This is a genomic window from Brevibacterium sp. 239c, assembly GCF_900169365.1.
In the GTDB taxonomy this organism is placed as follows: domain Bacteria; phylum Actinomycetota; class Actinomycetes; order Actinomycetales; family Brevibacteriaceae; genus Brevibacterium.
Genome location: NZ_FXZH01000001.1, coordinates 204,948 through 224,743, shown reverse-complemented (window position 1 = coordinate 224,743; position 19,796 = coordinate 204,948). Strand labels below are relative to the sequence as shown.

Sequence of the window (19,796 nt, the reverse complement as noted above, 5' to 3'; positions counted from 1 at the left end):
CTGCCTTACATCGCGTCAACTACAGTGATCGTTCGCCACCTTCCGCCGCTGACCACAGGCCTGCGGCCCCTCGGGATCGAGTCACATTTTTGGCATACCATTTAGTTTTCGAAGGCGTCGTAGAGTGGACGTACTCCCCCTTCAGGTCGTCTGATTTAGAGGATCAGATCTCCTCCTCCACGTCTTTTGCGGTCGGATCCCATTTCACGATGCCCACCGCGATGGCTCCGGCCAGGGGTGCACAGGCGACGACCCAGAAGACTCCGGTGCCCATGGAACCAGCCAGAATCGGGAACATGATGAGGGAGACGATCGAGAAGGCACGCAGCACGGACTGGTTGAAGCCGATGCCGATTCCGCGCAGCCTCGTCGGGTAGGACAGGGTCGCGTAGTTCATCAGGTTGGCTCCGGGTCCACCGGCCTGTGCGAAGACGAAGGCTGCGAGCATCGCCACGGACACGAGCACGAGAGCACCTGAGGGGATGCCGACGAGCGCCAACAGGGCCAGTGCCACTGCTTGGATCACGAAGCCGACGAGGGTGATGCGGCGGGTGCCGAACCGGTTGACGATGCTCATGCCCAAGAGGCCGCCGACGGCACCGAAGCCGAGGTTGATCACGAGTGAAGCGATGATCGTGACCAGCGGCGTCTGATGGAACAGAGTCGTGATGATCAGCGGAGTGCCGTAGGCGACGGCGTTGTATCCGAAAGTGGAGAAGACGGACACGCAGAGGGCGACGATCGTGCGCACACGGTACTGCGGGGCGAAGAGTTCAGCGAACCCGCTCCACTTTCCGCCGCGTCCCGGCGTGGAAGTCTGCCTGTCGACCTCTGGGGCAGCCGTCTTGGCACCATCGACTTCGGCGGCGAGTTTCACGTCGAGGTTGTGGTGTGAGCGCATGACGTCGACCGCCGCACGCAGGTCCCCCTGATTGGCCAGCCACTCCGGTGATTCGGCAAGGTAGCGGCGGCGCACGAGGAGCACGACGAGGGCAGGGACGGCACCGAATCCGACGACGAGGCGCCAGAGGATGGCGTGCTGGTCATAGGGCAGGCTGATGAAGATGATGAGGACCACGAGGTAGCCGATTCCGGTGGCGATGTACCAGGCGGGTGACCACGCGTTGACGCGCTGCGAACGGTTGCCCTTGCCCTTGAGTTTGGAGAATTCGGCGAGGAAGGCCATCGCCACGGGGAGGTCGAGTCCGACTCCGATGCCCATGACGAATCGGAAGAAGATGAGAACCCATTCGTTGGGAGCCAGGGCACAGCCGATGGCGGCGACGACGAAGAAGACCATATCGGCCATGAAGAGTTTGTAGCGTCCGAACCGGTCGACCAGGTAGCCGCCGAACAGCGCACCGATGACCGCGCCGACCATGATCGAAGCGTTGACGAGACCGGTCATGAACCCTGAGAGCCCGAATTGTTCCTTGATCGCAGTGATGCCGAAGGCCAGGGACGAGAAGTCGTAGGCGTCCATGAAGATCCCGCCCAGGGCCAGGATGATGACGGCTTTGGTCTTCGTGCCTTGGGATCCGAATTCCGCGAGGACCGAATGGATGTCGGAGGCACTGCGGATGATCCGCGAGGACGTGCGTCCTGTGCTGGTGGTACCTGGTGCGTGTGCCGAAGTGCCGGCCGGTTCTGGACTATTCACAATCGCTCAGTATGGTCTGGGCACGTCCCCGCCCGGTCTCCTCGCCGTCACAATATGTCACGAACTCCCCGCCCCGCTACGGCGCGGTCCAGCGGCAGCCGACAGTGCGCCCACCTACTCCAATTCGATGCCGCGTTTCTCCGGCAGCAGGAACATGGCGAGGAACTGGATGATGTAGATGGTGGGCAGCAGCGCGAGTGCGAATGCGAAGCCGAAGGAATCGGCGAGCAAGGCGATGACCACGGGTGCGAGTCCACCCAGGGCACGACCGATGTTGAAGATGACGTTCTGGGCGGTCGCGCGCACCTGCGTCGGGTACATCTCTGCCAGCAGCGCCCCGTGCCCGCCGAGCATGCCGTTGGCGAAGGCTCCCATGAAGAAGCCGCCCACCAGCAATGCGGAGGGATCGGTCATCTGGCTGTAGACGAGGATCGAGATGATCGCTCCGGCCTGGAAGATCCAGAAGGCTGGGCGCCTGCCCAAGCGGTCGGCGACCTGGCCGAAGATGAGGATGCCGGCGAGCATCCCGATCACCGTCACCGCCGTCCACAGCGATCCCTTCGTCACGCCCAGCTCCATCTTCTCGGAGAGGTAGTTGGGCAGCCACGCGATGATGCCGAAGTATCCGAAGTTCTGCACCGTCGAGAGAATGATCAGCGCGAAGGTGATCTTCACGGTCGCCCCGTCCTTGACCAGCGCATGGATCTTCGCGCCGAATGTCGGAAGCTCCGCTGTAGTTGAACCGGCCGCGGAATCTCCCGAGACTCCATTCCCACCTTGGCCCCGCTGGGACTGCACGAATTTGTCCGGCTCCTCAACACCTCGGCGAATGACGAAGGCAAAGATCGCGGGGAACAGACCGATGACGAACAGTGCCCGCCAACCCCACAGAGCAATGACGGGAGCGGCGACGATAGCGGCGGCGAAGACACCGATCTGGAATCCCACGCCCACCCACGAGGTAGCGCGGGCGCGCTGGTTGGCCGGGACCGCCTCGGCAGCTAAGGCCATGCCGATGCCGAACTCACCGCCGATTCCGACGCCGGCGACGAACCTGTAGGCCGCCATGTCCCAGTACCCCTGCGCGATCGCACTCAGGCCGGTGAACACTGCGAAGATGAGAACGGTCCAGGTGAGAACCCGGACGCGGCCGTAGCGGTCGGCCAGTGACCCGAACACGATGCCGCCGAGGACTGCCCCGAAGAGGGTGATCGTCGACAGCGATCCTGCCTCCACGTCGCTGAGTCCGAAGGTGGCGATGATTCCACCGAGGGCGAAGCTGAGGATGAGCAGATCGAAGCCGTCGAGCCCGTAGCCGACTGCGGCGGCGAAGAGCGCCTTGCGCTTGTAGGTGGGCGCCGAGGCGGTCTCGGTTGAGGTCTGGGGCGTCGCTGCGCTCATGCGGGATCCTTTGTCGATCGGCGGATCGGAAAATGGCCGCAGACCATTATCCACCAGTCAGGGCCGATGGATGAACACACAGGTCACTCACGCGAAAGCATCCACCGGCACTGGAAGTCGGATTCATGAGGTCGGAATCATGTGCTCAGATGAACCGAGTCACACGAGAGCGTCGGCACTCAACCGGAAACCTGCCCCCTTGTGGTCATCGGCCAGTCGGGGGCCCGCTCCAGTGAGCCGTTCACGAACGGTCGCGCCCTCGACCGGTTCGGGGAGGAGACCACGGCGGCGCAGTTCGGGCGAGACGTACTTCGTGAATCGCTCGGCGTCGGCGGGGCGTACGGCGGCTGCGATGTTGAAGCCGTCGATATCAGCCTCGTCCATCCATCGTTCGAATTCGTCGGCGATCGTGGCGGGTGAGCCCGTGATGACGGGCCCGCGTCCGCCGATGGCGACGAATTCGGCGAGATCGCGGATGGTCCAGGTCTTATCCCCGGCCATAGTGGTGAATGAGGCGAGCGCGGATTGGTTCGCGTTGGTGGCAACGTATTCCAGCGGATCGTCTGGCTTGGCGCCGGAGAGGTCGACGCCGGTCCAGCCGCCGAAGAGTGAGAGGGCCGATTCGGTGTCGACGTAGCGTGTGTAGTCGGCGAGCCTGCCCTCGGCAGCTTCGTCGGTGTCATCGACGATCACGGTGGCGAGCGCGAAGATCTTCACACTGTCGCGGCTGCGTCCTCGTTCCTCGAGTCCGTCGCGGACCTTGTCGACCCATGTGCGCAGGATCTGCGGTGTGGGTCCGGAGAAGAAGATCGCCTCGGCGTGGTCGAGGGCAAACTCCTGTCCGCGCTTGGAGGCACCAGCCTGGAACAGCAGCGGCGTTCCCTGTGGTCCGGGTACGGCGAGCGCCTGACCGGGGACAGTGAAGAATTTGCCCTCGTGGTTGATGTCGTGGACCTGTTCGGGGTCGACGAAGACGTTGGCCTCGGCGTCGGCGCGCAGAGCCTCGGGAGCAATGGAGCCTTCGAAGAGTTTGTACATCACGTCCATGTACTCGTCGGCCCGGTCGTAGCGCTCATCGTGTGGGATCTGCCCCTCGAGGCCCAGGTTTCGTGCTGCGGAGTCCACGTAGCTGGTGACGATGTTCCAGGCCACACGCCCATTGGTGAAGTGATCAAGAGTCGTCAGCGTCCGGGCCAGCAGGTAGGGCTGTTCGTAGGTCACCGAGGCGGTCACGCCGAATCCCAGGGTCTTCGTCGCTGCGGCCATGGCGGGAACTGCCACAAGCGGGTCGAGGAGGGGGAATTGGACTCCCCCGCGGTTGGTGACGTCGGCATTGCCTCCGTAGACGTCGTAGACACCGAGGATGTCGGCAAGGAACAGGGAGGAGAATCCACCGTCTTCGAGTGTCGTGGCGAGGTTGGTCCAGAAGTTCAGCTGGGTGAACTCCTCGACTCTGGATTCGGGGTGGCGCCACAGTCCGGGTGACTGGTGGACCGGGGTCATCATGTCGAAGGCGTTGAGGATAATGGGTTTCGTCATAGTGTGTCTCTTTCCTATTCGGAGTCGTGTGGCACGTAGCTGGAGTCGAGTATCGGGTGTCAGGTGACGGGTAGTGGGCGGTGGCAGCCGGGCGCGCGGTCAGCCGCGCACCTCGGTGCTGAGCGCCAGTTCGCGAGCGGGGTCGTTCGCCGCTGATGCCGCGATGAGTGAGAGCAGGCACAGCAGAGTGAGGTACCCGCAGATCAGCCACGGCGAATGCCCGCCGACGACGTAGAGCAGAGCTGCGACCATCGGCATGATGCCTCCGCCGATGACGGTGCCCAACTGGTAGCCCATGTTGACTCCTGAGTAACGGATCTCGATGGGGAACTGTTCGGCGAACCAAGCCGCTTGGGGTCCGTAGATGGCGTCGTGGGCTAAGTTCATGCCGAGGATGACGACGATGGGCAGGAAGGCCAATGGGCCGGCGTCGAGAAAAGCGAAGAAGATCCACCCGAAGACGGCGACCCCAACGATGCCTCCGATCGTCACCCGTCTGCGACCGACCTTGTCAGAGACCCACCCCCAGAGAGGCCCGGTGAAGAGGCCGATGCCGGAGGCGATCATGACGGCGGTGACACCGGCGGTCGAGTCATCACGGTGATCGGCCAGATAGCTGAGCATGTAGACCGTGATGAGGTAGAAGACGCTGTTCTGGGCTAAGCGGAGTCCGATCGTGATCAGGAGGATGCGCGGGTATTTGGTCAAGACGTCACGCAGCGGAGCCTTGGCGACATTGCCCGAGGCCTTGAGCTCCTGGAATTGCGGTGCATCGGAGACGCCGAGGCGGATCCACAGCCCCAGGGCCACGAGCAGTGCCGAGGCCAGGAAGGGAATGCGCCAGCCGAAGGCTTCGAACTGTTCGGGGGTGAGGAGCTTCTGCACAGCGAAGAAGGCACTGGTGGCCAGGAGCATTCCCGCTGCGGATCCGATCTGGGTGAAGGATCCGAACAGTCCGCGTCTGCGCGGTGGGGCGTGTTCGACCGAGAGCAGCGCGGAGCCGCCCCATTCGGCACCGGCGGAGAGCCCTTGCACGATCCGCAGCACGACCAGTGCGGCCGCGGCCCACCAGCCGATGGCGTTGAAGTTCGGCACCAGACCGATGAGCGTCGAGGCGGTGCCCATGGACAGCAGGGACACGACGAGCAGTGCCTTGCGCCCGACTCGGTCGCCCAGATGTCCGGCGATGATGCCGCCCAACGGTCGGGCGAAGAATCCGACGGCGAGGCTGGCGAATGCGGCCAGGCTGCTGCCGAGTTCGCTGCCGCTGGGGAAGAACTGAACGTTGAAGATCAGTGCCGCCGCAGTGCCGTAGAGATAGAAGTCGTACCACTCGATGGTGGTACCGGCGAAGGCCGAGGCGAGGACCCGCTTCTTCCCGTCCAAAAGCCGCCGAGGTGGGTCCTGGGTGATCGTCTCCGTTACGGAGGACTGTGGCATGGGGTCTCCCTCATCGACATGGTCAGGGCTCTAAGCAGGGTGCTCTAAGCAGGGTCAGATTCCGCATCCGGGTCGGACTTTCGCTTCAAAGCCAGGGTTTCGTTGAGCAATCTAGGGACTCCGCCGTGCTCTGCGCCGCGGCCCCGTCACTGTTGGACTTTGATCGTCACATTGGGACATACGCTGACTCGGTTGCGTCATAGTGGGATGCACCTGCCCGCAAACTCTGTGATGATCACAAGAGGTCAATGGAGCATTGTTGAGCGGAACACGCCAGCATTCACGACTCCTCAACACTCACATTCCACCGGAGGCAAGTTCATGACGACGATCACACGAGCCGCAGCCGTGTCCCCGGATGCACTGCGCGAGACCTTTTCGCATTTCCCGCAGGGTGTCGCACTCATCGGCGCGGAGGTCGCCGGAACTCCCCTCGGGCTGGTTGCCTCGACAGTGACCGCAGGTGTCTCACTCGACCCGCCCCTGATCAGCGTCGCGGTCCAGACCACCTCGAGCACATGGCCGCTCCTGCGGACCGCACCCGCACTGGGAATCTCCCTCCTCGGCACCCACCAATCACTCCTGGCTAGGCAGCTGGCATCGAAGGACCGCACCTCGCGCTTCGCTGGGATCGACCCCCAGATCACCCCCGATGGCGCGCTGACCATTCCGGGCGGCCCCGCGCACCTGTGGACTCGCCTCTACAGCGAGGTCGAAGCCGGCGATCACACTGTCGCATTCCTTGAGGTTCTCGACACCAGCAGTCGCACCGACGCCGACAGACGTACTGATACCGGCGCTGGCACTGATGCCCGCATTCCGGCCGCCGACGTGGCCGCCACCGACGCGCTCGTCTTCCACCGCAGCGCCTTCAAGGGCATGACGGCCCCCTAGCCCACGCCTGCACACTTCACACCGTGCCTGTGTCACGCACCCTTGACGCCGACTAGAACACGTGTTCGAATGTAGTCATGAGGTGGAATCAGCAGAGCGCTCTAGGATCAGCTCCCGGATCAGGGGCCGGTACTGAAACAGGAACAGGCGCAGCCCCTCCGGCCGAGCTGTTCGGCGTCAAAGGCCTGGTGCGCAGTGTTCGAACACCGGAGTTCGCCGACGTCACGTTCCACGAAGTGCTGGCGAAGTCGGCCTTGAACAAGGTGCCCGCTGCCAGCTCGATGCCGTTCACCTGGACGATCAATCCATACCGTGAGTGCTCCCATGCCTGCGTGTACTGCTTCGCTCGCAGCACTCACCGCTACCTCGACCTTGACTCCGGTGAGGATTTCGACCGGCAGGTCATCGTCAAGGTCAACACTCCCGAAGTCCTCACCGCCGAGGTGGCCAAACCGAAGTGGTCACGTGAGCTGGTGGCGTTGGGCACGAATACTGATCCTTATCAGCGTGCGGAGGGACGCTACTCCCTCATGCCGGGAATCATCACCGCTTTAGCCGAGCATGGGACTCCGATGTCGGTTCTCACGAAGGGCACCCTTCTGCGCCGTGACCTGCCCCTGCTCGCACGCGCCGATGAGGAGGTCGATGTGGAGATCAGCATGTCGATCGCCGTCTACGATGATGCGCTCCAGCAGACGGTCGAACCGGGCACACCGACGACAACCGCACGTCTGGCCACAGTCAGAGCCGCCGCGAACCTCGGCTTCAACGTCACAGTCTTCCTGATGCCGGTGATGCCGAAGCTCACCGACTCGATGGAACATCTTGACACTGCACTCCGCGCCGTTAAAGAGGCGGGCGCAAGCAGGGTGGTCTACGGGGCCCTGCACCTGCGTCCGGGTGCCCGCGAATGGTTCTTCGAATGGCTCGAACGTGAACACCCCGAACTACTCACCCGCTACCGTCGCATGTACGCGAAGTCCTCATACGCTTCGAAGGAGTACCGGGCCTGGCTGAGCCGACGCATCAATCCACTCATCGATAAGTACGATCTGCGCGGAAGCGCCGACGATGATTACCCGATGACCAAGCGCGGGAGCCGAGCACAGAGCGGCGCCGCAACTTCGAACATGCCACTAGTCGCGAGCCTGACTCCCCCACCCCAAGAAGCACTGTTCTGATTCGAGCTCACCGGTGCTCAGACGGGGAATAACCCACCCCGCCCTCGGGTTCAAGCTCATATGAAGATTGAAATCTGGTCGGACATCGCCTGCCCTTGGTGCTTTATCGGAAAGCGTCGCTTCGAGACCGCTTTGGATGGCTTCGCACACAGGGACGACGTCGAGGTCGAATGGCGCAGCTACCAGCTCGATCCGAGCCTGCCCGATCAGTACGCAGGCACTGAAACCGAGTACCTCAGTCAGGCCAAGGGCCTGCCAGCCGATCAGGTCCGCCAGATGTTCGACCATGTCACTGCACAGGCCGCCGATGAGGGGCTGGACTATGATTTCGATTCCATCGTCGTGGCCAACAGCTTCACCGCCCATCGCTTCCTCCACCTAGCCAAGACCCGCGGCGTCATGAGCCAGGCCAAGGAGGAGCTGCTGTCCGGTCACTTCGAGAAGGGCCGCAACATCGGTGATGTCGACTATCTCGCCGAGGTGGCCCAAAGCGTTGGCATCGATGCCGACGAGACCCGCCGAATCCTTGCCACCGACGAATACACCGCCGAGGTGAAGGCCGACATCGCCGAGGCTCAGGCACTGGGCGCCAATGGTGTCCCGTTCTTCGTCATCGACCGCAAGTACGGAATCTCCGGCGCACAGCCACCCGAAGTCTTCTCTCAGGCACTCGCGACCGCGTGGGGCGAAAGCCAGAAGCTCACGGTGCTCGCCGGCGGCGGTTCGGGCTCGGAGACCGCCACATCAGGCAAGGGTGGGGGCGAGACTTTCCACGATGGAGCAGTATGCGGCTCCGAGGGCTGCGACTGAGACTCTGCTCAGATCCTCAAAACTGCTCAGAGGAGGGGCGTCGACGGATAGCGGATCGCGCCGTCGGGTGATGTCACACGGCCGGCAAGCATTCCTGCTGCGGCATCGATGAGGAACCGCCCCACCTGCTCCCAATCGCCTCTGTGGGTCCCCTCGTTCATCTTCACTTCTTGATCCGAGCATGCGTTGGTGACCATATGAGCCAGCAGATACGCCCTGCCGCGCAGGACGCTTTCGGGGATACCGTCCATCTCGCCATGGATGAACCTCAAGTCCTCAGGCAAGGAAGACTCGGCCACCACGGACTTCATGATCTCAACGGCAGAGGGCATGATTCCCACCTGCGCGAGAAACTGTGCCCGCCAGCTGGGCCGCGGCAGATCGGCGAACACATCGAACAGCGGAGCCATTCTGCAGCGGACGAAATCATGAATGCTCGGGCTCGCGCCTAAGCTCTCGACATAGTCATCCCTGCGAAGTGTCACCTCGGCGACATGACGCTCCACAAGCGCACGCAACAGACCCTCGCGCCCACCGAAGTGATACGAGATCGCGGAGTGATTTGCCGCCCCGGCGTGATCGACGATGCGACGATTCGACACCGCGTCGATGCCGTGGACGGCGAAGAGCTCTTCGGCGGAGTTGAGCAGCACCTCGCGCGCTCGATCACTCTGGATTCCCATGATCCCTGTCTTTCATTCTCAATGCCGCTTCCTGATGCGGACGGTCTGCCGCGATTTCAGCGGCCCGACCACCTCGGCGAGCGCTTCCCTCACCCTGGCAAACCTCTCCCGATTTCACAATTCTAAGTCACGTGTCTTAAAGTAGACGAGTTCAAGGTGGTCAACGGTGATCACTCGACTTCCGAAACACCAGGAGGACGACAGTGACCACCCCACCACCGCGCACACGCCGAGAGGCGCGTGAGCTCGACCCTCACGATGGGCCAGGCGTACACGATCATGATGCCCGCGGCGCCGAGCAGAATACCGATACCGATTCCGATACCACCGATGGAGTCGACTCGGAGGCCGCAGCGGCCAAGCGTGCCAAAGCCGAACTGATCGGCCGGACCGTCGCGATCTTCATCATGCCGCTCATCATGGTGGGCATGATGATTACGGGATACCTGGGTACAATGCACTCCCCGCAGGCCAATGACATGCCCGTGGTCGTCACCGGCTCCGAGTCGAAGGCCGCGGACATGAAGTACGCGCTTAACGGTTCCGAACCCGACGCACTCGACGTGGAGACAGTCGACGACGCTCACACCGCCCGTGAGAAGGTCTATGACCGCGAGGCCTCAGCAGCAGTCGTCATCAAGGGCAACAAGGCCACTCTTTACACCGCGGGCGGGGCCGGAGTCCAGCAGGCGACGACGGTCACCGGACTCATAATGCCCGCCCTGCAAGAGGAGGGCTTTGACATCAGCACCGAGGACATCGCTCCCCTGCCGGACAACGATCCGTCGGGCCTCGGCGCGATGTTCCTCATGACTGCGATCGTCATGGCCGGCTACCTGCCCTTCAGCGTTCTGCGCTCGAACTCGCCCGAGCTTCTCAAGTTCAAACGCATCGTCCCGATCGTCGGAACCTGGGCTGCGGTGATCGCCGGCCTGGTCTGGACGGTCGCTTGTCCGATCCTCGACATCGTCGATATCAAGGACACTGTCGCCGTTCTCGGCGTTGCCTGGCTGGGAGTCTTCGCGATCTCCTGCGTGCAGCTGTTCATCACCCGGATCTTCGGCGCCATGGGGGTGCTCTTCGGCATCCTCTTCCTCATGGTCCTCGGCATGCCGTCATCGAACCTGTCCATGCCCGTGTACACGATGCCGGCGTTCTACCGTTTCACTCACGAATTCCTCCCGATGCCCGCCATCGGAGAGTCCCTGCGTTCGGTGCTCTACTTCGACGGAGCCGGCGTCACCGGGCATCTCCTGGTGCTGGCCGTCGGGGCCGTCGCCGGCCTGCTGGCCACGAAGGCCTATGACTTCATCTCCCATCGACGCAATCCCGATCCGAAGCCGCTGACGGTCAACATCCCGTCGCTGCACGGCGGCCGACGCCCGGATTCGAGGGTGTGGCGCTATATCTCGCTCATCGTCTTCCCACTGGCCATGGTCACGATGATGCTTTCGTTCATGCTGGGCACGATGGGTTCGCCCACACCCAAGGACATGCCGGTCACAGTGGTCGGCTCCTCGACCGAGCAGGCGAAGGAGACGATCGCCGACCTCGAGAAGTCCATGGGCGATGATATGTTCGACTTCACCGCGACCACAGATAAGGAAGAGGCACGGGCTCAGGTCAAGGACCGGGACGAGGTCGCAGCTCTCGTGCTGCCGACGAAGAAGAACCCAGACTTCGGTCTCATTGCGAACGAAGCCGCGAACAACAGCGCCTATCAGGTCGTCAACCGGATCTTCGATCAGGTCGCTTCGGCCCAGGACATGGACCTCAAGGTCGACAACGTCAAGGCACTGCCGGATCGCGACAAGAACGGCGTCACCGTCATGTATGTGGCCATGGGCTGGATCATGTCCGGATTCATGGTCGTCATCGTCGGTGCCAATGCCAACCCCTGGAGCCGCCCACTCAAGCGGATGGTGCCGCTGACCGCACTCTATGCACCGTTCATGTCGCTTGTGGTCGCTCTCATCGCGGGTCCGATCACCGGAGCAGTCGACGGTCACTTCGCTCAGCTGTGGGGTGCCGGAATCATCGCGGTCTTCTGCATCGCCATGTTCGCCATGGTCTTCGAGAGACTCATCGGCATGCTCGCGATCATTCCGGTCATCGGCACCCTCATGTTCGCCGGAATGCCTGCCTCGAACGGGGCGATCTCCGAGTACATGATTCCGTCGTTTTTCGCCACGCTGCACGACTTCCTGCCGATGGCAGCCGCTGTGGAGACTATCCGGTCGATCATCTACTTCGACAGTGATGTCGTCACCGAGCATATGCAGGTCCTCGGACTCTGGGGCCTGATCTCCCTGGCACTGGTGTTCCTCATCGACAGCATCAAGCCGCTGCGGACCGAACACGACTTCGGGAACCTCCATCTCGAACACGAGAGGGAGCGGAAGAAGCAGGCCCGGCAGCAGGCCAGGTCACTGGAAGGATCACGGCCTGCCCGAACCGGACAGTCCGGCCAGACCGTGCAGTCGACAATCGTCGAAGACGAATCGATCGACTTCACGGCACCAACACCATCCACGGATTCGAGTGAATACACAGCTGCACCCACTGCCGGCGACGGACTGAAGCACCAGTCCGCCGAGGCAGCCGGTGAGAATCCCGATCCCGTCCCTCGGACTGCCACGGATTCAGAATCGGTGGACCATCGGGAGTGGATCCCCTCCACCGTGTGATTCCCTGGCAGCATCTGATGGATCACAGGCACAACATGCTCAGGCCGTCGCCGAGGTGGACAACCACCTTCCGCGACGGCCTGCCTGCATTCAGCTGTGAGCAGCGAAGACCCGCATGTGATCCAGTGTCTGGTGAATGATGGCCCGCAGGTCGAGGTCGTCAGTGGCATCGATCCACCGTGACAAGGAAATACGGAACACGACAATGCTCATCTCCGCAGCAAGCTCGGCTTCGATATCGTCGCTGCCACGGTCTCGCAGCCTCTCGCACAGGGCCGCCGACAGAGAAGCCAGCTTCATCAGCTCGCGCTCTCGCAGATCGGCATGGTCCATGATGATGAGCTGACGCATCTTCGAGGTCTCGCGATCATCGCCCGCTGCTTCTGCAACCACCTCAAGGGCGGCGGCCACTGCTTCCGCCGCCGAAGCAGTGGCCGCCACGCTATCGATACCCGCCATCATACGATCCTGCAGGTCAGTGGTGTCAGCGAAGAGAACTTCGCGCTTGTCGGCAAAGTAACGGAAATAGGTACGGGCACTCACTCCTGCCCGCTCGGCGATGTCCCCCACAGTCGTCTGCTCAAAGCCACGCTCCGCGAACAGCGACACCGCCGCCTCTCGCAGTCGCTCTCCAGCTCCCGGCCTCCAACGTCCCATGGTCCGAGCCTAGCCGATGTCATTGTGTGACATCGCAGTGATATTGTGATGTCACACAGTGACATAACAAGGAGAGGCACAGATGAAACGCACTCAACACCATCGATACGGAGGACCAGAAGTGCTGGTCCCGGAAGAGTGTGCGCTCTCTCGCCCGCGCACCGGCGAGGTACTTGTCCGTGTCATGGCTACGACACGTCCGACGGCGGGTCCCACAGCCCTGCGGGCATTGACCAGGTTCAGGAGGCTGCGGCCCGGACAATCGATCTTCAACCACGGGAGGCTGGACGGAGTCGATCGAGCTGCTGGTGAACTCGCGCTGGCACGCGGAGCGTCGGTCGGTGGAAGCGGCCGTGCCAGCGCACACCAGAAAGCACGAAAGCTGGGCATCGACCCGGTCGTCGACCCCGATGTCCATCCGGCAGTACTCAGCGCGAATTTCCATGTTGCCATCGACACTGCTGACACACTGTCTCCAGCAATCAAGCGAGCCCTCGGCAAACCTGGTGGGCGCATCGTCTGCATTCACCCAACAGCCGCTGCATTTGCGCGCGCAGCAGTTCCGGAACCATTCCGGGTGCTCGTGACTCGACCGAGCACCTCAGACCCCGAACACCTCGGTAGAACAAAGGGCGGCAAACTCGTCGTCACGATAGCAGGAGCAACCACACCATGACTGACGAAATCTGGATAATAGGCGCCACCGGCCGCAGCGGACAAACGATCGCAGCGCAATTGGCTCAACGCAATCGTCAGGCAGTCCTCGTCGGCCGCGACGCTGGGCGTCTCGAAGCCGCTGCGCAGCAGACTGGTGGACAGCTGCTCGTGAGCCCATCGATCGTCGCAACAGCGGAGAAGATTCGACAGCAGCGGCCTCGGGTCGTCATCAACACCGTAGGCCCATTCACGGCAACAGCCCCGCTCATCATCGACGCCTGTCACGACACTGGCAGCCATTACATCGACCTGGCGAATGACCCCGACTCGCTCGCTGCCGCATTCGAACGCCAGTCGAGAGCCGCTGAATCCGAACACAGCGTCATCACTGGCGCAGGGTTCGGCGTGACTGCCACCGAGAGCATCGTTGTGAAGCTCTGTGCAGGACGTCCCGCGCCCCTCCACGTTCGGGTCGATATGCTGCCGTCGATGGCAACAGCCGAGGGCACTGCCGGTGAAGCCCTGGTCGGCTCGCTTCTCGGCAGCCTGCAGGGCCGTCGAATCAGTGATGGCCGACTTGTGCCTGCACCGATAGGCGCCGAGGCGATGACTCTGACCCTGCCGGACGGCACACGAGCAACGACAGCAGGCATGCCGCTCGGGGAGCTGTTGGCCGCTCACCGCGCAAGCGGGGCGCCCTCTGTCGTCTCTGCCTCCAGTGCGGCGCCGTCCTCTCTCCCTGCCCGCACGGCGGTCACTGCCTTGAGCACACTCATGCGCTGGGACTGGCTGCGCTCGGTCGCCACTCGCCAGCTCGGGCGCATTCATGTCAAAGCAAAGGACGCCCCACGCCAACACTCGTGGGGCCACGCAGTCGCGACCTGGGCCGATGGTACGACCCGTGAAGGTTGGCTTCGGCTGGGCGAGGCGCAAGAGTTCACCGGAGCCGTTCCGGCAGAGATCGCGCAGCGACTGCTCACCGGCTCGGGGCGCCCGGGCGTCTTCACTCCCGCAGCACTGTTCGGCGCCGATATCGTCACCTCGTGCGGTGGTGAACACCTCATGGGCAGCTGAGCAGCAATGCGACTACAGTCGGAGGGACTATGGGCTCTCACATCGAATTCTTCGGCACGACCGGTTTCATCGAAGCCAAACTGCTTCTGGCCAGTTTCGTCCTGTGTTCACTGATCGGATTCGAACGACAGTTCCGGCAGAAGAGCGCCGGATATCGCACACATGTGCTCGTGGGCATCGGCACGTGCGTGTTCACTCTGGTCTCGGCCTATGGGTTCGCCGGTGTGCTCGAGAACGACGTTCGCCTCGACCCTTCGAGGATCGCCGCCCAGATCGTCTCGGGCATCGGCTTCCTGGGCGCGGGCGTGATCTTCAAGGGTCGGAACATGGTACGCGGCCTCACCACCGCCGCCACCATCTGGGTGACGGCGGCCGTGGGCATGGCGTGCGGCGCGGGCATGGTGTCCTTGGCCGTGATGCTCACGACCCTGCACCTGCTGACGCTGTTCGTCATCGCGCCCCTGATCAAGCGGATCCCCGACAGTGATCATCGTAAGCTGCTGCGGATCACGTATCAGGACGGTTCGGGGATCCTCCGCGACATCCTCGCGGTGGCGTCCACGATGGGCTTCGCCAACACGATCGTCGACTCCAAGCGCTTCGAGAACGAGGACGGCGTGCGCATGGTCCAGATCGACGGCAAGTTCGAGGGCAAGCCGCCCCTGCATCTGCTTATCCCCCAGCTCATGGAGCTCGAGGGAGTCGACAAGGTGAGTATGCGCGAGGATCAGGTCCACTCGGTCGACGAGGACGGCGACACCGTCTGATACAGCCGGTCAGGTCTTTCAACCGCGCAGCGACCGATTCCAGGCGAGAGTGGCGAGCGCCGCGGCCTGATCCGACAGGTGAGCGTCATCGAAAAGCACCTCGGGCGAATGGTTCGTCGCTGCCGTCTCCGTGTCCACGTCCTCTGGCGAGACGAAGAGGAAGAGGAACGTTCCGGGCACTTCATTGAGCACGAAGGAGAAGTCCTCGGAGCCCATGACCGGATCCGGAGCTTGGACATAACGGCCGTCGCCGAAGGTCTCCCTGAGCGTCGCCGCAACGAACTCGGTTTCCTCCGCATCGTTGATCGTCACGGGATACTGCTCGTTCCACACCACTTCGGCAGTGCAGTCGTGAGCGGCGGCAATCGATTGGGCCAGCTGGGTGGCCACGACAGGGAACCTCTTCGTCGTCTCGGCTGACAGTGTGCGCACGGAAGCGCCGAGCTTCGCTGTCGCAGGGATGATGTTGACTGCGTTTCCGGCCTCAAGCTGAGTCACCTCGGCAACGATGGGATCGAAGACGCTGAAGGATCCGGTGATCATCGAATACAGTGCCTGGCCGAATTCCATGAGGGGACGAATGGGATCGGTGGAGTCCTCGGGTCGTGAGCTGTGGCCGCCTTTGCCGTGCATCGTCACATGCAGAGTGTTGGCTCCAGCCATGACGGTGCCCGGGCGGCTGACGAACGTGCCGGGAACGCCTGGAGCGACGTGGATGGCGTAGGCAGCGTCCGGTGTCGTTCCGATGGACTCGAACATTCCCTCCTCGAGCATGATCTTCGCTCCGCCTTGTCCTTCTTCGCCGGGCTGGAACATGAACGCCACGGTTCCGGCTAGATCAGCCTGGTGCGCGGACAGCAGTTTGGCGGCACCGACGAGTCCTGTCACGTGCAGGTCATGGCCGCAGGCGTGCATGTTTCCGTTGATCGATGCAAAGTCGAGGCCGGTTGCTTCGGTGACGGGAAGGGCATCCATGTCTCCGCGCAGCAGAACCGTGGGGCCGGGCTTGCCGCCGCGGAGTACGGCGATGACAGAGCTGAGGCTGGTGCCGGTCGTGATCTCCAGGGGCAGCCCCTCAAGTGAGTCAAGGATCTTCTGCTGGGTGAAGGGCAGTTCGAGCCCCAGCTCCGGGTTGCGGTGGAGTTCACGGCGCAGGTCACGCAGTTCGGTCGTCAGCGACAGGGCCTCTGTCCGGAATTCAGTCGTCATTGTGGCTCCTCTTAAGTGGTGTCGATTTCAGTGTTGGTGTTGATTTCAGTGTTGATGTCGATGTCTGTGGTGGTGCCGATGAGTCAATGCACCCAATGGGGATCAGCTCAGGCTGCCGATGAAACGAGACAGCGAGTGCAGTGTGGCGATGTCGGCTGCGTCGAATGGGATGTCCAATTTCTTGAGGGATTCAGGCAGACGATCGAACGCGCCACCATCGTCAGCAATTCCATCGTCGGGATCGGGAATGGCATTCACGCGTGCACGAGGATCGGTGGGTGCGAAATGCTGATGGTGGTCGGTTTTGGTCTGGAATGCCTCACCGATGTCGAGGATCACCGAGTTTCCCCGGTGCGGGTTCTGCACGTCGAGGGGACCGACCAGCTGCAGGGACAGTGGCAGCCCACGTTGGTCGAAGCCCATCGGCAGCGCCAGGGACGGGTGCCCGGTGGCGCAGAACGCTGCGGTGAGATTCCATTCCTCCTGCGGAGTGCCGCCCTTGAACACATAGGGTGGTGCGGAGTCTGGCCACGTCGGCAGAGCGAGGGCATCGACGCCGGACAGTGCTTCGTCGAGGCGAGCGCCCAGCGGCGTTGCCGCATCCAATGCTCGGTGATAGACCACATCGGGGACGGCAGCTCCGAGCACGGCCAGCCGCCTGAAGGATCGCCCATAGTCACCCCACCGCGTGCACAGCGTGTGCCGATGAACCTCGAACATCTCACGAACCATGATGACCATCGTGGTGGCGATGAGATCGTCGATGATGGGCAGGTCGACGTATTCGACGTCGACACCGCTGGCGACGAGATCGACCAGTGCCCGGGAGAAAGCGGTGCTCACAGCCGAGGCGATACGGTCGGATTCGAGGACCTGTGAAGGAACGCCGACCCGTCTGACCGTGTTCGGGTCTCCGGCATGCAGCCGGTGGCGCTGAGCAGCGCCCTCCCCCGCTGCTGTGTCGCTGCCGCCCATGATGTCGAGCAGGAGACGGCAGTCGCGGGCGCTCCTGCCCATCGGCCCGACCACATCGAGTGTGGGACTGGCCCGGAGAATGCCGTCCATGGGCGCCGTTCCACGCGCTGGACGAAGTCCCGTGATACCGCAGTACGCCGCCGGGATGCGGCAGCTGCCCGAGGTATCTGTGCCCAGCCCTCCGGCGAAGATGCCCAGGCTGATTCCAATCGCCGTTCCGCAGCTGGAGCCGCCGGGCCACCGGTTGAGATCCCAGGGGTTCCGGGGAATCGGAAAGCTCAGCGCCGGGTCCGGGCGACCAGCGGCATGCTCGGCCATGCTCGTCGTTCCTTCGATGACCGCACCGGCTGCGCGCAGACGAGCGACCACCTCAGCGTCCTGGCCCGAGTGAAATGTCGGGTCGAAGACCTGGCTCTGCGCCGTCGTCGCTGTTTCGGCGACTGCGATCATCGGTTTGATTCCCACGGGCACACCGGACAATGGGCCACCGGCCAACATGCCACCAGGCCGGGTTCCGGCATTCGAACTCCCACCCCCGCGGTCGGCGTCCTCCGCCGCTGCCATCGCCCCTTCGTCGAAGCGGCAGAGGAAGACACCTGCGTCCTTTCCCACCTCCTCGGCGAGGGCGAGCGAATCCTGCAGCAGCTCCACCGCACTGATATCACCAGAGGCCACAGCTTCCACCTGTGCCGTGAGGTCAGGATAGGCCCGGATGATGTCTCCCGCTCCTCCCCGCGCCGAGACGGTTTTTCCCGTCTGGTCGTCTGCTGTGCCCGTCTGGTCGTGCATGGTCACCGTGTCAGCCCAGTGCCGAGGCCGCGATTGCGGCGTTGAACCATCCGGCGGAGTCCTTGACCAGGGAGCCTCCCTGGACAACAGCCTTGACGTTGTCGGGTTCGGCCAACTGGGTGATATCGGCCAGCGGATCGAAGTCGACGACGACGAGGTCGGCGAGCTTGCCCTCTTCGAGGGTGCCCACATCTGCCGACAGGCGAAGCAGTTCGGCCGCGTTCTTCGTGCCCGCCACGATCGCCTGCATCGGTGTCAGGCCGAGTTCGACGGCATGCATCTCTTCGCGCAGGTTGAGTCCGTGAGGGCACACGCCGGCGTCGGTGCCCAGCGCGACCTTCACACCTGCCGACATCGCCACAGCCACGCGTTCACGGGCGATCGCGGACCATTTGACCTTCTTCTCATACAGGTAGCCGGGGACGTTCTTCGGGTCCGGGACCCGCAGTGCGCTGCTCAGCGTCGGGACAAGGAACGTTCCATGCTCGAGCATAAGATCGATTCCTTCGTCGTCGATGCCGTACCCATGCTCAACGGACCGGACGCCGCCGCGGATAGCCGCCTTGATGCCTTCGGCCCCCTGAGCGTGGGCGGCGACGGGCTGACCTGCACGTTTGGCTGTCTCTTCGACGATGAGCCGCACATGCTCCTCGGGAACTCCGATGTCATCGGGTGTGTCCGAAGGGCTCGAAACGCCGCCGGTGGTACAGACCTTGATCACGTCTGCCCCCGAACGTACGAGTGTGCGAATGGTCCGGCGGACATCGTCATCGGTGTCGATGATCGGATTGATGGGCATCTCCGGCATGGTCGACATGCCGTTGGGCATCGTGAAGTCGGTGTGCCCACCGGTCGGCGACAGCGGTGTGATGGCCAGGTGGATCCGCGGCCCCAGGATCAGGCTCTGTGTGATGCTGTCGCGCACGCCGCGGTCCGTTCCGCCGAGGTCGCGGGCCGTGGTGACCCCGGCCATGAGCGTGTTCCGAGCATTGACTGCGCTGCGCACGATGCGTTCCGAGGCGAAGCGGGCGAGGTTCGCCATCTGGTTCTCGATTGAGAGTCCGAAGTGCACGTGGGAGTCGATGAAGCCGGGCATGATCGTCTTGCCCTGCAGGTCGATGATCCGAGGCCTCTCCCCCGCCGAGGCGGCCCCTTGGGTGCGCTGGGCACCGGCGTAGACGATGCGTCCGTCTTCGACCTCGATCTCGGAGTCGGTGAGCGGGTCGCCGCCGTTTCCGTCGATGAGGGTGGCTCCGCGCAGGAGGATGTGCTCGGAATCGCTGTTCGTGGTGGGCAGGTAGGCGGTCGACATGAGTGGTGATGATCCTTTCATCGGGAGAACAAGCGTTTCAGGTGCCATTGTTGATCATTGT

The 19,796-nt window shown here is 63.0% G+C and carries 16 protein-coding genes; 7 read left to right on the top strand and 9 right to left on the bottom strand.

Translation table 11 applies throughout. The features are described from left to right. Positions 1 to 163: 163 nt before the first annotated feature. The 4 genes from BSP239C_RS01020 to BSP239C_RS01005 all read right to left on the bottom strand — a co-directional run bounded on the left by BSP239C_RS01020 (position 164) and on the right by BSP239C_RS01005 (position 6,040). Entirely contained in the window at positions 164 to 1,660 is a 1,497-nt protein-coding gene (locus BSP239C_RS01020; RefSeq protein WP_101569754.1) for an MFS transporter, read from the bottom strand. 114 nt (positions 1,661 to 1,774) lie between these two features. Further along, the gene (locus tag BSP239C_RS01015) at positions 1,775 to 3,061 is read right to left on the bottom strand and encodes an MFS transporter (protein WP_101569753.1); all 1,287 of its coding nucleotides are present in this window, start codon (positions 3,059 to 3,061) and stop codon (positions 1,775 to 1,777) included. Positions 3,062 to 3,220: 159 nt separating this feature from the next. Continuing rightward, the gene (locus BSP239C_RS01010; RefSeq protein WP_101569752.1) at positions 3,221 to 4,600 is read right to left on the bottom strand and encodes an LLM class flavin-dependent oxidoreductase; all 1,380 of its coding nucleotides are present in this window, start codon (positions 4,598 to 4,600) and stop codon (positions 3,221 to 3,223) included. A 99-nt stretch (positions 4,601 to 4,699) separates the two neighbouring features. Beyond that, on the bottom strand, positions 4,700 to 6,040 hold the full coding sequence (locus tag BSP239C_RS01005) for an MFS transporter (RefSeq protein ID WP_101569751.1): 1,341 nt from the start codon (positions 6,038 to 6,040) through the stop codon (positions 4,700 to 4,702). 321 nt (positions 6,041 to 6,361) lie between these two features. On the opposite strand from BSP239C_RS01005, the gene BSP239C_RS01000 reads away from it, so the two are divergent. The 3 genes from BSP239C_RS01000 (at position 6,362) to BSP239C_RS00990 (ending at position 8,925) form a co-directional block, all read left to right on the top strand. Further along, complete coding sequence (locus BSP239C_RS01000) at positions 6,362 to 6,934, top strand: flavin reductase family protein (RefSeq protein WP_101569750.1); 573 nt, start codon at positions 6,362 to 6,364, stop codon at positions 6,932 to 6,934. A gap of 77 nt (positions 6,935 to 7,011) precedes the next feature. Continuing rightward, positions 7,012 to 8,115 (top strand): Rv2578c family radical SAM protein, encoded by a 1,104-nt coding sequence (locus BSP239C_RS00995; protein WP_101569749.1) that lies wholly within the window; start codon positions 7,012 to 7,014, stop codon positions 8,113 to 8,115. Positions 8,116 to 8,175: 60 nt separating this feature from the next. Further along, positions 8,176 to 8,925, top strand: coding sequence for a DsbA family oxidoreductase (locus tag BSP239C_RS00990; protein ID WP_101569748.1), 750 nt, complete (start codon positions 8,176 to 8,178; stop codon positions 8,923 to 8,925). Positions 8,926 to 8,951: 26 nt separating this feature from the next. Here BSP239C_RS00990 and BSP239C_RS00985 read toward each other — a convergent pair whose 3' ends face one another. After that, the gene (locus tag BSP239C_RS00985) at positions 8,952 to 9,608 is read right to left on the bottom strand and encodes a TetR/AcrR family transcriptional regulator (protein WP_101569747.1); all 657 of its coding nucleotides are present in this window, start codon (positions 9,606 to 9,608) and stop codon (positions 8,952 to 8,954) included. Positions 9,609 to 9,811: 203 nt separating this feature from the next. Here BSP239C_RS00985 and BSP239C_RS00980 point away from each other — a divergent pair, with 203 nt between their 5' ends. Beyond that, positions 9,812 to 12,295, top strand: coding sequence for an ABC transporter permease (locus BSP239C_RS00980; RefSeq protein ID WP_101569746.1), 2,484 nt, complete (start codon positions 9,812 to 9,814; stop codon positions 12,293 to 12,295). Positions 12,296 to 12,385: 90 nt separating this feature from the next. Here the strand turns inward: BSP239C_RS00980 and BSP239C_RS00975 are convergent, their stop codons facing one another. Beyond that, the gene (locus BSP239C_RS00975) at positions 12,386 to 12,952 is read right to left on the bottom strand and encodes a TetR/AcrR family transcriptional regulator (RefSeq protein ID WP_101569745.1); all 567 of its coding nucleotides are present in this window, start codon (positions 12,950 to 12,952) and stop codon (positions 12,386 to 12,388) included. A gap of 82 nt (positions 12,953 to 13,034) precedes the next feature. Between BSP239C_RS00975 and BSP239C_RS00970 the strand changes: the two genes are divergently transcribed. The 3 genes from BSP239C_RS00970 to BSP239C_RS00960 are packed head-to-tail and all read left to right on the top strand — an operon-like array spanning position 13,035 to position 15,450. After that, positions 13,035 to 13,628: a hypothetical protein gene (locus tag BSP239C_RS00970; RefSeq protein ID WP_101569744.1), complete on the top strand. Its 594-nt coding sequence runs from the start codon at positions 13,035 to 13,037 to the stop codon at positions 13,626 to 13,628. Further along, complete coding sequence (locus tag BSP239C_RS00965) at positions 13,625 to 14,683, top strand: saccharopine dehydrogenase NADP-binding domain-containing protein (protein WP_101569743.1); 1,059 nt, start codon at positions 13,625 to 13,627, stop codon at positions 14,681 to 14,683. The genes BSP239C_RS00970 and BSP239C_RS00965 overlap by 4 nt, the downstream gene beginning before the upstream one ends. A 29-nt stretch (positions 14,684 to 14,712) precedes the next feature. Beyond that, positions 14,713 to 15,450 (top strand): MgtC/SapB family protein, encoded by a 738-nt coding sequence (locus BSP239C_RS00960; protein WP_101569742.1) that lies wholly within the window; start codon positions 14,713 to 14,715, stop codon positions 15,448 to 15,450. Positions 15,451 to 15,468: 18 nt separating this feature from the next. Here the strand turns inward: BSP239C_RS00960 and BSP239C_RS00955 are convergent, their stop codons facing one another. The 3 genes from BSP239C_RS00955 to BSP239C_RS00945 all read right to left on the bottom strand — a co-directional run bounded on the left by BSP239C_RS00955 (position 15,469) and on the right by BSP239C_RS00945 (position 19,783). Then, a complete protein-coding gene (locus BSP239C_RS00955; RefSeq protein ID WP_101569741.1) occupies positions 15,469 to 16,659 on the bottom strand; it encodes a M20 family metallopeptidase in 1,191 nt (396 codons plus the stop codon). A 102-nt stretch (positions 16,660 to 16,761) separates the two neighbouring features. After that, positions 16,762 to 18,423, bottom strand: a complete 1,662-nt coding sequence (locus tag BSP239C_RS00950) for an amidase (RefSeq protein ID WP_101569740.1) — start codon at positions 18,421 to 18,423, stop codon at positions 16,762 to 16,764. A gap of 10 nt (positions 18,424 to 18,433) precedes the next feature. After that, positions 18,434 to 19,783 carry an amidohydrolase family protein gene (locus BSP239C_RS00945; RefSeq protein WP_257929989.1) on the bottom strand — a complete coding sequence of 450 codons (1,350 nt, stop codon included), beginning with the start codon at positions 19,781 to 19,783 and terminating at the stop codon, positions 18,434 to 18,436. Between the last annotated feature and the right edge of the window lie 13 nt (positions 19,784 to 19,796).

Excerpts from the sequence above, each read along its gene's own strand:
- BSP239C_RS01015 (WP_101569753.1), bottom strand. The coding sequence starts at position 3,061 with ATGAGCGCAGCGACGCCCCAGACCTCAACCGAGACCGCCTCGGCGCCC.
- BSP239C_RS01010 (WP_101569752.1), bottom strand. The coding sequence starts at position 4,600 with ATGACGAAACCCATTATCCTCAACGCCTTCGACATGATGACCCCGGTC.
- BSP239C_RS01005 (WP_101569751.1), bottom strand. The coding sequence starts at position 6,040 with ATGCCACAGTCCTCCGTAACGGAGACGATCACCCAGGACCCACCTCGG.
- BSP239C_RS01000 (WP_101569750.1), top strand. The coding sequence starts at position 6,362 with ATGACGACGATCACACGAGCCGCAGCCGTGTCCCCGGATGCACTGCGC.
- BSP239C_RS00995 (WP_101569749.1), top strand. The coding sequence starts at position 7,012 with ATGAGGTGGAATCAGCAGAGCGCTCTAGGATCAGCTCCCGGATCAGGG.
- BSP239C_RS00990 (WP_101569748.1), top strand. The coding sequence starts at position 8,176 with ATGAAGATTGAAATCTGGTCGGACATCGCCTGCCCTTGGTGCTTTATC.
- BSP239C_RS00985 (WP_101569747.1), bottom strand. The coding sequence starts at position 9,608 with ATGGGAATCCAGAGTGATCGAGCGCGCGAGGTGCTGCTCAACTCCGCC.
- BSP239C_RS00975 (WP_101569745.1), bottom strand. The coding sequence starts at position 12,952 with ATGGGACGTTGGAGGCCGGGAGCTGGAGAGCGACTGCGAGAGGCGGCG.
- BSP239C_RS00970 (WP_101569744.1), top strand. The coding sequence starts at position 13,035 with ATGAAACGCACTCAACACCATCGATACGGAGGACCAGAAGTGCTGGTC.
- BSP239C_RS00965 (WP_101569743.1), top strand. The coding sequence starts at position 13,625 with ATGACTGACGAAATCTGGATAATAGGCGCCACCGGCCGCAGCGGACAA.
- BSP239C_RS00960 (WP_101569742.1), top strand. The coding sequence starts at position 14,713 with ATGGGCTCTCACATCGAATTCTTCGGCACGACCGGTTTCATCGAAGCC.
- BSP239C_RS00955 (WP_101569741.1), bottom strand. The coding sequence starts at position 16,659 with ATGACGACTGAATTCCGGACAGAGGCCCTGTCGCTGACGACCGAACTG.
- BSP239C_RS00950 (WP_101569740.1), bottom strand. The coding sequence starts at position 18,423 with ATGCACGACCAGACGGGCACAGCAGACGACCAGACGGGAAAAACCGTC.
- BSP239C_RS00945 (WP_257929989.1), bottom strand. The coding sequence starts at position 19,783 with ATGGCACCTGAAACGCTTGTTCTCCCGATGAAAGGATCATCACCACTC.